We start from the raw sequence: 13,039 nt of genomic DNA on the forward strand, positions 1-13,039 counted from the left end.
TAGCGCCCTTTTCTTGTACGCTATTATTCTAAAAACAAAAAATATCCCCGCTTTCTACAATGGCTTGGGGAACAAACCAATCAGGTATAAGACATCCAAGTGCGAATAAACGCACAGTTTTAGGAATAACACAATGTGTGGAATAGTAGGTGCAGTTGCACAACGCGATATCGCTGAAATCTTAATTGAAGGCTTGCGTCGTTTAGAATACCGTGGATATGACTCTGCGGGGTTAGCTGTTGTTGATAATGACTGCAAAATGACACGTTTGCGTGAAGCTGGCAAAGTACAAATGTTGGCTGATGAAGCAGAAAAAACACAAGTAATTGGTGGCACAGGTATTGCTCATACTCGTTGGGCAACACATGGTGAACCTTGTGAAGATAACGCTCATCCTCATGTATCTGGCACTATTGCTGTGGTACACAATGGTATTATCGAAAACTACCAAGAACTGAAAGCAGAATTAATTAAAAAAGGGTATCAGTTTGCCTCTCAAACAGATACCGAAGTTATTGCTCACTTGGTAAACTGGGAACAGCGCCAAGGTGGCACATTACGTGAAGTCGTACAGCGTGTTATTCCTCAATTACGTGGTGCTTATGGCACTGTAATTATGGATAGTCGCACACCAGAATTATTAGTCGCTGCTCGTTCTGGTAGCCCGCTGGTGGTAGGTCTTGGTGTAGGCGAAAACTTCCTTGCTTCTGACCAATTAGCATTATTGCCAGTGACTCGTCGCTTTATCTACCTTGAAGAAGGCGATATTGTTGAAATCACACGTCGTCATGTCCATATTTTTGATGTGAATGGCGAAGAAGTTAATCGTGATACGATTGAATCTAACGTTCAATATGATGCAGGTGATAAAGGTGTTTATCGCCACTATATGCAAAAAGAGATCTACGAACAGCCTCTGGCGATTAAAAACACCCTTGAAGGCCGTTTAAAATCAGATTCGATTGATCTGAGTGAGCTAGGCCCTAAAGCTGAAGAGATCTTATCTAAAGTTGAACACATTCAAATTGTAGCTTGTGGAACGTCTTATAATGCGGGTATGGTTTCTCGCTACTGGTTTGAGTCTCTAGCAGGTATTCCTTGTGATGTCGAAATAGCATCAGAATATCGCTATCGTAAACCGGCAACTCGCCGTAATAGCTTATTGATCACTTTATCTCAATCGGGTGAAACCGCTGATACGTTAGCTGCGCTACGTTTATCTAAAGAGTTAGGATATTTATCATCGCTGGCGATTTGTAACGTTGCTGGCTCTTCTTTAGTGCGTGAATCTGAATTTGTTTTAATGACTAAAGCGGGTGCTGAAATTGGTGTTGCATCAACTAAAGCGTTCACAACACAGTTAACAGTTCTATTAATGCTGGTGGCATATATGGGACGTATCAAAGGTGTTGCAACATTAGAGCACGACGTTTCAACTGCATTACATGCATTACCAAGCCGTATTGAAAGCATGTTGTCGAAAGATAAAGTGATTGAAGCCTTAGCTGAAGATTTTTCGGAAAAAAGCCATGCTTTATTCTTAGGTCGTGGCGACCAATACCCGATTGCGGTAGAAGGTGCATTAAAGCTAAAAGAGATCTCTTATATTCATGCTGAGGCATATGCTGCTGGTGAATTAAAACACGGCCCATTAGCATTAATTGATGCAGATATGCCCGTTATCATTATTGCGCCAAATAATGAATTATTAGAAAAATTGAAATCTAATATCGAAGAAGTACGAGCACGTGGTGGTTTACTGTATGTATTTGCTGATCAAGATGCAGGCTTTGAAGAAAATGAAACAATGAAATTAATTTCTCTGCCTCACGTTGAAGAGCTTATTGCGCCAATTTTCTATACCGTACCATTACAGTTATTGTCTTATCATGTTGCGTTAATTAAAGGTACAGACGTGGACCAACCTCGTAACTTGGCAAAATCAGTAACGGTTGAATAAGTCATACGTTAATTACGTTATCGTTTAAAACCCAGTTAGGCATAACAGTCTAACTGGGTTTTTTGTTCTTATAAAACAACACTACAGTTAGTTGTAAGACTTAAACAAAGATTGTGTGCCGGATTTATCAAACGCGATAACTTGGTAAGGTTCTTTGTAATCACCTGCATACATACCTAAACTTCCAGCTGGCATACCAGCAACCGCAATACCAGATTTAGATTTATCTACTAAGTCGATATTTTTTAAACTATCGACAGGAATATGTCCAATTAAGTCCTTACCTTGGTAAGTCGCTAAGTGGCAACTTAATAAATTATTTGGCACGCCTGCTTGTTGATATTTTTCCATTAATTGAGTTTCTGAAACAATATTCACTTTGACATTAAAGCCAGCCTCTTTCACACCATCAGCCCATAAAGTACAGCATCCACAACTATCTGTTTTATAAACCTCCACAACATTATGATTAGAAGCATAAGCTGTACTTGTAAAAGCAGAGATTGCAATAATAGAAGGCAGTAATAACTTTTTCATTGTTCATTCCTTTCATTAAATTGATAGATGAGACAATAATCTTTCCCCCTACAGGAAGGTCAATTTAATAAAGGTATAAACACGTAGAGTTTTGTAAAAGAATATTTATATAAAACAAAGATATAAATAACACTACGTTTATTCTTTTCTTAATGTATTTAGGCGTATTAGTTGATATAAAAAGAAAAAAGCCTGCATAGCAGGCTAAAAATGGAGAAAACAGGGTAAACATAGAGTTAGGATGTAAACGATTATGAGGGTATTTCATTAGTTAAATCACCTCTTGCGAAGAGTGATTGTGCTTTAACTGGTATTAAGTATAAACCTAAGCTTAACTTGAGGTTAAAGCGGATAAATTTGTATAAGGTGTACAATTTTATTGATTGAATTTGAAAAATGAAAAATAGAAACAAAAAAAGCCAATTTATTCAAATAATTGGCTTTTTTAAAAAGATATACTGGTTGGCTTTAGATACAAATTATTTGATGTTAATTATTTAATAATTGTAACTTGTTTTACATCGATCTCAGTACTTGTCCACTCTTTATCTACTTTACCTTCAATTCTGACGGTATTATCTGGGGTGACTGTTTGTCCGCGCCATCTTTTATTATCAATATCTACATTGATACCGCCGGTGCTATCTTCAAAAACATATAGCTCATCACCAATTTTTTTTGTGATTTTACCCGTTAAGATAACCCACGTGTCATCAGAAAGATCTTTTGCTTTAGCAACCGTGGTTTCACTAATAGAAGGGCCTTTAAATCCACCTTGTTGAGTTGGTGCTTGAATAGAACCTTGAAAACCACCTTGGTGTGTTGTATTTGCTTGAGATGCAAACGCTAACGTACTACCAATTAATAAAACTAGAATTTTTTTCATAACAAGCTCTCTTATAGATTAATAATACAACTAATTATTGTGTGAGATTTTATTTCATTTTCATGTATAAAACCGCATATTAAGGTAAATATCAGTATTAATATATCAACTGATTGATATTACCTTTAAATTATAGGTCTTTATTTCTCTTTGTGTTTTTTATTGATATAAGCATCTATCACTAGATACTTCTTTTCTCTAAGTTAAATCAACTGGTTATTTACCCTTAGTCTCAGTGCTGGCGATTATTCAAAAATATACCCTTCGGGATCATTGTTTTTAGATGTATTACCTCTTATTATCCAGCGCCTTCAAATTTTTTTTAATTTTCCCCTATTATTTTTAGAGGTTTTAGGTTTTATGACTAACGAACGCATTGCCAATCCGGGTCCATTAGGTTTGATGGGTTTTGGTATGACAACGATTTTGTTGAACATACATAATGCCGGTTTTTTCCCTGTTGTCTCTGTCATTATGAGTATGGGAATTTTTTATGGTGGGATCGCACAAGTTATTGCTGGTATTTTTGAGTTCAAAAAAGGTAATACTTTTGGCGCAACCGCATTTACCTCTTATGGTTTCTTTTGGATAACATTAGTGGGAATTTGGTTATTACCCGTAATGGGCTTGAGCGAACCCACAACCCCTGTCTTTTTAGGTGTCTTTTTAGCATTATGGGGAATATTTACCTTTTTCATGTTTATTGGCACATTAAAAGCCAATAGAGCATTACAGTTTGTTTTTTTAAGCCTGACAATTTTATTTGCTCTACTGGCAATAGGAAATATCACTGGTAATGCATTAATTTTAAAAATTGCCGGCTTTGAAGGTATTATTTGTGGCGCCAGTGCTTTTTACCTAGCAATGGCTGAAGTATTAAATGAGATGTATGGCAGAACAATATTGCCAATTGGTCACAAGTAGCCGCTTTATAAAGAAGTGGCTATTTAGCCACTTCTATTACTTGGCTTTTTCGTCGTACTAATTTTCTTGCACACCATGCATAAAATAATCCCGCAACTACACCTGCAATATGTGATTCAGTCGATACACCTAATTGACCCGGAATTAAACCATAGGCCATTGATCCATAATAAAATAGAACAAAAAGGGCAATGACAATATCGATAATTTTACGTCGAGTAAAAGCGTGAGCAATCAATAAAGACCATAATCCAAAGATCCAGCCACTTGCGCCCACATGAATAGCACTTCGCCCAAAAATCCAAACCAACAAACCACTTACGATAATAATAAATAAACTTGATAAAACATATTCTCGTAAAGATTGTGTCATGGATAAAAAACTAAGAATAAGAAGAGGAAGTAGATTACTAAAAAGGTGAGACCAAGAGCCATGTACAAAAGGGGCGATAAATATACCAATTAATCCTTCTCCTGTTCTTGGAATAATTCCCCATTGAAGAAGTGAAATCGGCAATAGAGAGCCAATTAATTGAAGTAGGATTAATGTGATAGTTAATCCACCAAGAAAGGTTAATCTTTTTTTAAACCAAATCTTATCCATAACCATAGCCTTAATACAGAGTGACGTAGATAAAATCGTTTTGATAGAAGAGCCTTTAATAAAAGAATAAAGGCTCTTTTTTGTTTATCAGTCTAATAAATTAAGGCAAGCAGCTCCACGGGCGCCACCTGCATCACCGTGACGCGCTTTTTCTATTGCTGGAATTTGCGCATTTCCATAGACACAGTGTGAAAGATATTCAGGAAATTGGTCATACAGTGCATTAAATTGTGATAATCCACCACCAATAACAATCAAATGTGGATCAAGTACAGTAAGAATATTACTAAGGTAAATCGCAAGTACTTTCATATAACGATCAACGTGTTCTTCTGTTTTCTTATCCCCAGCATAATATTGCTCAACGATATCAACAGCTCTTTGTGGTGCATGATTGAAAGCTTTATACATACGTTCAAAGCCTCGGCCTGATAAATAAGTTTCAAAACACGCTTTTTTACCACAACCACAGATAATTTTTGGCATCGTATCGCCTATGATATTATCTGCATCTACATTTAAATTCATATGGCCAATTTCACCAGCAATGCCATTTTTTCCAGAAAGCACTTTGCCATCAACAACAAAACCACCACCGACACCTGTACCTAAAATAAGGCCAAGTACGGAAGGATGATGACGAAATTCAGGATCCCACGCTTCGGATAAGGCAAAACAGTTGGCATCATTTTCAACTTTAACGGGCCTATTGAGTATATGTGCAAGATCATGAACCATAGGTTTGTATTTGGCAGCTGGAACATTAGTGGTAAACACTGTTCCTTCTTTTGCATTTACAATGCCTGGCACACCTACGCCGATTTTTCCTTTGCATCCTAATTCGTTGTCAGCTTCTAAAGTTAGTTCCTTAAAAACATTCAATAATGCCTGATAGTCATTTTTAGGTGTAGGAACACGTTTTTGCCATACTTGAGTCAGATCTTTATCAAAAACGGCAAGCTCAATTTTTGTGCCGCCCATATCAAAACCATAATACATATCAGTCTCTTAATTATTCTGTAAATATTATTTATAGTAACAACAAGATTATTGCTACCGTGCCATTTCTATTTCAGTCAATATTTAAGTTATCTCTACTGTTTATATACACTAGGTAAAAAATAACAGTGATTGGTGACAGTTGAGTTTTTTTTACCTATTGATGACTGCCTTCCATTAAAACACTACGTACTTTCATTAGAGCAAACCCTAATAAATTTAATCCATTCCATAAAAGGGGATTACTGATCTCTTTGTCTTGTTCACTTAAACCTACTCCCCATATCTTATCAACGGGGCTTGCTTCCACAAGCACACGATTGCCTGTGGAAATTAAAAAAGTACCCAACGCATTATTTTGAGAAAATTTGGCGATATTGGCTCGAATAACGATATCCATGCGTTGTTGTTCCCAAATTTCTTGGCTAAATCCTTTTACTTCTCGACCAAGTGCTTTAGCTGTACCTGGATTTGATGTTGCAATAATACGCTCTCGTATTTCTATATCATTAAAAAGCTTTGCTTTCTCAGCCATCATATAGTGTTCAGCACTGATATAACGAACATCATCTAAGATAAAAGGTGCTGGATACCATTGGCTAAAGCAACTTTTTGTGACTTCATTTGTTTTATTTCTGTGCCCCCAAAAGTAAACAAATTTTATTTTCTTACCTGTACGGAAATCTTTCTTTAATTGTTCTAAATCCATTTTCTTTCCATTATCACGAAGGCTTTTTGTTTATCTAATAAAGATAGCATAGAAGTAAAGAAGGATAGAGTGCCTTTTTGTGATTCTGTGAGAAGGTGAAGCGATTCCGCTATTTGATCATATTGATATAATTAAACGTCTTATTTTGATTAGTTTCTATCAAATGATAAAAAAAATAGAACTTAAACCCGTAGGATTGTTCTTAAAAGAAAACATCTAAAAAGTATATTATTTTATATGGTTACATAAAAAGATTGTCTCAAAATGACATTATCTTATTAGTATAAAGATGTAGTTGATTAAGTATTTTTAATATAAAAAAATATAATTATTGGTATTTATACTAATTATCGGTATATATAACTATTGTTTTAATTATTTAATATGAAATTCAATTGGTTGTGTTTATTGTGGCGTGTTTTTTCATTGTTACATTTATAATTTGAACTAAATCACGCTTGTTGGTTTGTTAAGCTAAATTAACAATATTGTTTTAGGTATAAAATATAACTCAAGTTAATTATCCTGAAATACAGGTTATTCTTAGTAGTATTTACTATAAGTAAATAGTGATAATACTCATAGTTAGATAATCTATTTTTGTCTGTTTTACTAGGGTGTTTTTTCTAAAACTTAACCAACTCTGATGTATTTAATTTTTTTTCAATAAAAATAGCCCATCTTAATATGATAAAAAGCAATAAATTCACCTTTTGAGTGTAAAAAAGAAATCATTTTTGATAATGATCAATATGCATTAATAATATTTAACATTTTTTATGCTCTTTTTTAGAGAATAATTTTAATTAGAATATGAAGATTTTTTTAATTTGATCTTGAAAGGTTCTTTAGTTTTTAGAGTAAATAATATTACTTAATGATTATTTTAGAATTTTATTTTTATAAAATTTATACAAATTGTTATTAGTTAATACTAGTTATTATCTGGTTTTTAATCGTGTTTTTTTGGGTAAAAAAGACGCTATTTTTGATGATAACAATAAATGCTAAATTAAGTAGAAATACCCGTTTTTTGGAAGTGAAAATGAGTAAAGCTTAAGTTTTTACGCTTTTTTTGATGTTGTATTTTTGATTGAAATAATTATACAATTTAAATTAAATAATCATTGCTCTTAATTAGATGGTGTTTATTTGAAATTAAAAAAGTCAGTATTTATAAGATTAATTTACCCTACATAGCTGATGTTCATTAATTGATAGTTTAATAAGAGTTTAAATGTGGATTTATAAATATATATTTAAACTTATTTTAATTTTATCTCTAAGGATCACACACTCTTATTTTGTATGAGCATCAAATTATTGAACAAGATTTTAAGTGCTGTTATTAAAGGGGCCACACTATGTATGATGATATAAGTAATTTAAAAGATAAGTTTCAGGAGGATGCTTTTGCTTTTCAAGAGTTTTCTTCCTCTGTAACACAAGATGTTGATAATAAAATAGAACCAATAATTATAAGTAATAAAGATAATGATAAAATTAGTAATTTAAGTAATAATACGTTTTCAGAAACTTCACTTTCTGTGAAAAACGAACTAAAACAACCTATTACTGTTTCGCCAACTCCTTCTTATCACCAGGATGCTTTAGTTGTTAAAGCAAAGAAAGACAATTTAATTAAGAGTAAGAAAAATTTGTTAGCAGATAATAAAATATTTGATAGCAAAGAAACAGATAGAGTTCATGCACATGAAAATATATCATTAAAAGATATATTGTCATTTATTGCCTCTGTTTAATTCAAATAAGTAACACTCTTTGTATAAATAAATAATATTGACTGGTGTCAATTTTTAGCCATTGTTATTTTATTTTTTAAGCTAGGTTTATTTCTTTTCGATATTTATTTATATCGACGGGCAACCTTTGTCTTAAGAAAAGATCTATGGCGATGACAAAGGTATGGGTTTATGAATAAAATATTTAAAACATTAATTACGGCTTTCTTATTGATAACAATGTTTTCACTTATTGTTATGCCAATGAGTGCCGAACAACAATATATATTTGGTATTATCAATATATTGTTGTTATTTGTTATCGGCTTTAAAAAATAAAAAAAACGATTGTTAACAATGGTTTTTATATCGTTGTTGATGTCAACACGTTATCTTTACTGGCGTGCAACAAATACCCTTAATTTTAATACAACTATTGAAGCTGTTTTAGGTAGTGGCTTATTTATGGCTGAGATTTATTCTTGGATTATTTTGGTCTTAGGATATTTCCAAACATCATGGCCATTAAATAGAAAAATAGCTCCTTTACCTAAAGATATTTCTCAATGGCCAACCGTTGATATTTATATACCAACATATAACGAAAGCTTAGATGTGGTACGTGATACGGTTTTAGCTGCGCAGGCTATCGATTATCCTCAAGATAAAATGAAAGTGTATATCCTAGATGATGGTAGTCGTGAAGAGTTTAAACAATTCGCTGGTGATGTGGGCGTAACTTATATTGAACGTGAAGTTCATGATCATGCCAAAGCAGGTAATTTAAATCACGCAATGGGATTAACTGATGGTGAACTAATTTGCGTTTTCGATTGTGACCATATTTCAACACGTATTTTCTTGCAAGCAACGGTCGGTAGCTTCCTTGAAGATCCTAAATTAGCGCTTATTCAAACACCTCACTATTTCTATTCTTCAGATCCATTTGAACGTAATTTAAGTGCAGCTAAAGATGCACCACATGAAGGCGCACTTTTCTATGGCCCAGTACAGCGTGGTAATGACAACTGGAATGCGACATTCTTCTGTGGCTCATGTGCGGTTATGCGTCGTAGTGCGCTTGAAGAAATCGGTGGTATTGCCGTTGAAACAGTAACAGAAGATGCCCACACAGCACTGAAATTGCAGCGTCTAGGTTGGAACTCTGCATTTATTGATATTCCTTTAGCCGCAGGTCTTGCAACAGAACGTTTAGCATTACATGTTAACCAACGTATTCGTTGGGCGAGAGGAATGACACAAATATTCCGCGTTGATAATCCAATGTTAGGCCGTGGTTTAACATTTCCTCAGCGCCTATGTTATCTCAATGCCATGCTCCATTTTCAGTACGGTTTGCCTCGCATTATCTTTTTGACTGCGCCGTTACTGTTTATGTTATTTAACCTCAATATTATTGCTTCATCTGCCAGCATGATATTCGCCTATGCATTGCCACATTTAATCATGTCGGTTTATGTAAACTCAAAAAATATCGGTAAATATCGTTATTCTTTCTGGGGTGAAATTTATGAAACTGTTATGGCTTTTAGCTTGGTTTTACCTACGCTACTCAGCTTAGTTTCACCAAAATTAGGTAAATTCAACGTAACAGATAAAGGTGATTTACTAGATAAAAGCTATATGGATTACCTCACTGTACGCCCTTTGATTATTACTGCTCTCCTTTTAATCACAGGTATTTCATGGGTCGTTATTCGTTATTTATTAAACGATTTCCAAGGTATTGATCCTCTGGTTATTGTTTTAAACCTGACTTGGGCAACTTACAGCTTATTTATCATTCTTGCATCGATTGCTGTCGGTAAAGAGACTCGCCAAATTCGTAAACATACTCGAATTAAAGCCTCTCTTCCTATTACATTGCATTTTGATGATGGTGCGGAATTAAGTACTACCACTGAAGATATTTCAATGGGTGGAGTTCGTATCGCAGTGAATAAAATGGCGGAATTACGCCAACGCAATGTCACATCAATCACTTTAAATGTTCAACGTGATGAGGTTTCAGTTCCTGCTGAAATGGTTAGTTTAGAAAACAATCAATTACGCCTTGAATTTCTACCTATCAATTTAAATGTTCGCCGTAAATTAGTGCGCATTATCTTTGGTCGTGCAGATGCATGGATCCATCAAACGGATTACAAAGATAAACCTTTTAAAGAATTGGCAGGTATTACGCGTTGTATTTTTGAATTGTTCTTTGGTCGTCGTCAAAAAGTAAAACCAGTGGCAACAAGAACCAAAGCAAAAACTTCACTCTCTGTGCAATCTATTAACGGAGATGACTAAGCATGAAAAAGAAACTGACATTAATGCTAAGCCTGACTGCTATGGCGATTGCGAGTATTAACTTATCTCAAGCTGCGACTGGTATGTTAGAACTCGGCGGTGAAATTTTGCCTGACCCAACTTCTTATACTCAATCACCAGTGCAACAAAATGCCAATAATCCTATCCAAATGGGAGATGTAGCATTATCAGAAGCTCGTAATATCGAAGAGCAATTAACGTTGGCACAGATGGGAAACCCATCGCCTATCGTATTATCAGGAAGAAGACTACTTTCTGGTGTGACTTTTAATATGGCGAATGATTTATTTATTGATAGCGCCACACTAACAATGAAAGTGAAAGCATCTCAAGAATTAGTTCAATCAGATCAAACACTTCATTTAATGTTAAATGGTCAACCTATGGGATTTCTGCCGTTAGAAGAAGGTGGGCAAGAGCATGAGTATGTTTTAGAAATCCCCGAAATGATGTTGACGAATGTGAATAATCTAAGTTTCCGTTTAGCAAGTCGTGATGCATTAGATGAAAATCAATGCACACCACCATTAGCTGAAGGGCTTAGTCTCGTTATTTCACCTGATTCATCATTAGATTATCGAGGTCGCTGGATTAATGGCGGGTACAGTCTGGAACGATTGCCCCTACCGTTCTTTGATCCCGACAGAATGACAGCGACCTCGTTACCTATCATATTGTCTGATAAACCTGACGATGCAGAGGTAACTACAGCTGCGATTGCAGCATCATGGTTTGGTAGTTTTAGTCATGATATTAAGCAAGTTGATTTACCAGTTCTAATGAACCAATTACCTGAAAGTGACGGTATTTTAGTTGGTTACTCAGGACAAACTATTGCAGGTATTACTTTACCTTCAGGAAATAGTGGGCAATTAACGATTGTTGATAACCCCGTTGATCCTGTTTTCAAATTATTACTGATCAGTGGTGATAATGAGAAATCATTACGCCAAGCAGTATGGGCGCTAAATAACGGTAAATTGCCACAAAACGATCACTTAGTTGTGCCTTCTCAAACATTGGCTGTGCGAAATGATTACGATGCACCACGTTGGTTGAATACCAATAAACCGGTTACATTGGGTCAAATTGCTAATGGTAGCGATGATTTCTCGCGTCAAGGTATTAACCATGCGCCGAATCAGTTTTCATTTCGTGTCTCACCCGATCTTTTTTGGTGGGATGGTGATGCGTTACCTTTAGAATTGAAATATGTTTTCCCTCATTCAGATAAGCTCAATAGCCGTCGTTCTTCATTGATTGCTTCTTTGAATAATCAATTCTTAGGTGCGCTATATCCAGCACGTTCAGAGCCTTTAGGCATGTTAAGACAATGGTTAGGTATGGAGAGTGAACAGCAAAATAGCACCCTCTATTTAAACCCTCGTCAAATTTATAGTCAAAATCAATTGCAGTTTTATTTTGATTTACGTGAGCCGGATGATTCTCCTTGTATTTTAACGGATGGTAGTAGCTTGATTAGCCAAATTGATCCGCAATCAACGCTACAATTTAAAAATACTTGGCACTATTCAAGAATGCCGAACTTGGCGTATTTTTCAGGGGCTTCATTCCCATTTAGTCGCCGTGCTGATTTTTCACAAACTACACTGCTATTACCTGAAAATCCGACAACAGAAGAGCTTTATACCTTAGTCAATTTAATGGCGAGATCAGGTTATTCCACGGGTACACCGGTTTCTCATACTTCTGTTTTCTTAGGGGCTAAAGCGCTAGAGAAAAATAACCTTTCTCAACAAGATATATTAGCAATTGGCTCATTAAGCAGTGACGGTTTTTTACCAGCTCGTTTTTCACAACAGGCATTCTCTTTTTTAAATAAAAATATCGAGATCAAATCACAGTCATTGCTTGAAAAAGCGAAAGGCTGGATTGCGGGTGATTATTTATCTCAAAGTGGTGATGCAGCTAATTATCTCTCTTCCGTGAACAACTGGCGTGGCATGGTGAGTTTTATCTCACCTTGGGCGAGCGATAGAGTTGTCGTATTAGTAACTGCTAAAGGTAATGATTCGATAAAGACCATTATCAACGATTTAAATTTAGCTGAAATAAATGCAGCCATTAAAGGCGACATCACTCTGATTAGTGGTAAAGACACAGTAAGAAGTTTCCATTTAGGCGAACACTTCTCTCAAGGTGACTTACCTTTATTACAACAATTCCTTTGGTATAGCTCTAGGCATGTGTATTTGCTTGGTCTTTTAGCTGTTGGTTTTTGTGCGTTGACGGGCTTAGTGACTTATTACTGGTTACAACGTCGTTCAACTCGTCGTTTACATCAGATATCACAGCATCGTTCAGGTAAATAGGAGTATATGGG

General features: G+C 35.1%; 9 protein-coding genes and 1 pseudogene. 5 read left to right on the plus strand and 5 right to left on the minus strand.

Going from position 1 to position 13,039, the window contains the following annotated elements:
* The first annotated feature begins 133 nt into the window (after positions 1 to 133).
* Positions 134 to 1,960, plus strand: coding sequence for a glutamine--fructose-6-phosphate transaminase (isomerizing) (gene glmS / locus ABN256_RS13505; RefSeq protein WP_164526885.1), 1,827 nt, complete (start codon positions 134 to 136; stop codon positions 1,958 to 1,960).
* 87 nt (positions 1,961 to 2,047) lie between these two features.
* Here glmS and ABN256_RS13510 read toward each other — a convergent pair whose 3' ends face one another.
* Both ABN256_RS13510 and ABN256_RS13515 read right to left on the minus strand, forming a co-directional pair.
* A complete protein-coding gene (locus tag ABN256_RS13510; protein WP_197269725.1) occupies positions 2,048 to 2,497 on the minus strand; it encodes a DUF411 domain-containing protein in 450 nt (149 codons plus the stop codon).
* Between the two features lie 493 nt (positions 2,498 to 2,990).
* A complete protein-coding gene (locus ABN256_RS13515; RefSeq protein ID WP_231619374.1) occupies positions 2,991 to 3,398 on the minus strand; it encodes a YgiW/YdeI family stress tolerance OB fold protein in 408 nt (135 codons plus the stop codon).
* A 345-nt stretch (positions 3,399 to 3,743) separates the two neighbouring features.
* Here ABN256_RS13515 and satP point away from each other — a divergent pair, with 345 nt between their 5' ends.
* Positions 3,744 to 4,307, plus strand: a complete 564-nt coding sequence (satP, locus tag ABN256_RS13520) for an acetate uptake transporter (RefSeq protein ID WP_072070516.1) — start codon at positions 3,744 to 3,746, stop codon at positions 4,305 to 4,307.
* 19 nt (positions 4,308 to 4,326) lie between these two features.
* Here the strand turns inward: satP and ABN256_RS13525 are convergent, their stop codons facing one another.
* From ABN256_RS13525 to ybiA, 3 genes are all read right to left on the minus strand, one after another.
* Positions 4,327 to 4,911, minus strand: a complete 585-nt coding sequence (locus tag ABN256_RS13525) for a rhomboid family intramembrane serine protease (protein ID WP_072070512.1) — start codon at positions 4,909 to 4,911, stop codon at positions 4,327 to 4,329.
* Between the two features lie 87 nt (positions 4,912 to 4,998).
* Positions 4,999 to 5,910 (minus strand): N-acetylglucosamine kinase, encoded by a 912-nt coding sequence (gene nagK, locus ABN256_RS13530; protein ID WP_197269724.1) that lies wholly within the window; start codon positions 5,908 to 5,910, stop codon positions 4,999 to 5,001.
* Between the two features lie 157 nt (positions 5,911 to 6,067).
* A complete protein-coding gene (gene ybiA, locus ABN256_RS13535) occupies positions 6,068 to 6,619 on the minus strand; it encodes a riboflavin biosynthesis intermediates N-glycosidase (protein WP_115351339.1) in 552 nt (183 codons plus the stop codon).
* A gap of 1,364 nt (positions 6,620 to 7,983) precedes the next feature.
* On the opposite strand from ybiA, the gene ABN256_RS13540 reads away from it, so the two are divergent.
* The 3 genes and pseudogenes from ABN256_RS13540 to bcsB all read left to right on the plus strand — a co-directional run bounded on the left by ABN256_RS13540 (position 7,984) and on the right by bcsB (position 13,028).
* The gene (locus ABN256_RS13540; protein WP_340894433.1) at positions 7,984 to 8,382 is read left to right on the plus strand and encodes a hypothetical protein; all 399 of its coding nucleotides are present in this window, start codon (positions 7,984 to 7,986) and stop codon (positions 8,380 to 8,382) included.
* A gap of 171 nt (positions 8,383 to 8,553) precedes the next feature.
* Positions 8,554 to 10,674: pseudogene (bcsA, locus tag ABN256_RS13545) on the plus strand (UDP-forming cellulose synthase catalytic subunit).
* Positions 10,675 to 10,676: 2 nt separating this feature from the next.
* Positions 10,677 to 13,028, plus strand: coding sequence for a cellulose biosynthesis cyclic di-GMP-binding regulatory protein BcsB (bcsB, locus tag ABN256_RS13550; protein WP_349439563.1), 2,352 nt, complete (start codon positions 10,677 to 10,679; stop codon positions 13,026 to 13,028).
* The last annotated feature ends 11 nt before the right edge of the window (positions 13,029 to 13,039 follow it).

This window comes from Proteus sp. fly-1008, from assembly GCF_040140305.1.
GTDB lineage: Bacteria > Pseudomonadota > Gammaproteobacteria > Enterobacterales > Enterobacteriaceae > Proteus > Proteus vulgaris_B.

Coding starts and splice junctions, on each gene's coding strand:
- ybiA (WP_115351339.1), bottom strand. CDS start 6,619: ATGGATTTAGAACAATTAAAGAAAGATTTCCGTACAGGTAAGAAAATA.
- ABN256_RS13525 (WP_072070512.1), bottom strand. CDS start 4,911: ATGGATAAGATTTGGTTTAAAAAAAGATTAACCTTTCTTGGTGGATTA.
- bcsB (WP_349439563.1), top strand. CDS start 10,677: ATGAAAAAGAAACTGACATTAATGCTAAGCCTGACTGCTATGGCGATT.
- glmS (WP_164526885.1), top strand. CDS start 134: ATGTGTGGAATAGTAGGTGCAGTTGCACAACGCGATATCGCTGAAATC.
- satP (WP_072070516.1), top strand. CDS start 3,744: ATGACTAACGAACGCATTGCCAATCCGGGTCCATTAGGTTTGATGGGT.
- ABN256_RS13510 (WP_197269725.1), bottom strand. CDS start 2,497: ATGAAAAAGTTATTACTGCCTTCTATTATTGCAATCTCTGCTTTTACA.
- ABN256_RS13540 (WP_340894433.1), top strand. CDS start 7,984: ATGTATGATGATATAAGTAATTTAAAAGATAAGTTTCAGGAGGATGCT.
- nagK (WP_197269724.1), bottom strand. CDS start 5,910: ATGTATTATGGTTTTGATATGGGCGGCACAAAAATTGAGCTTGCCGTT.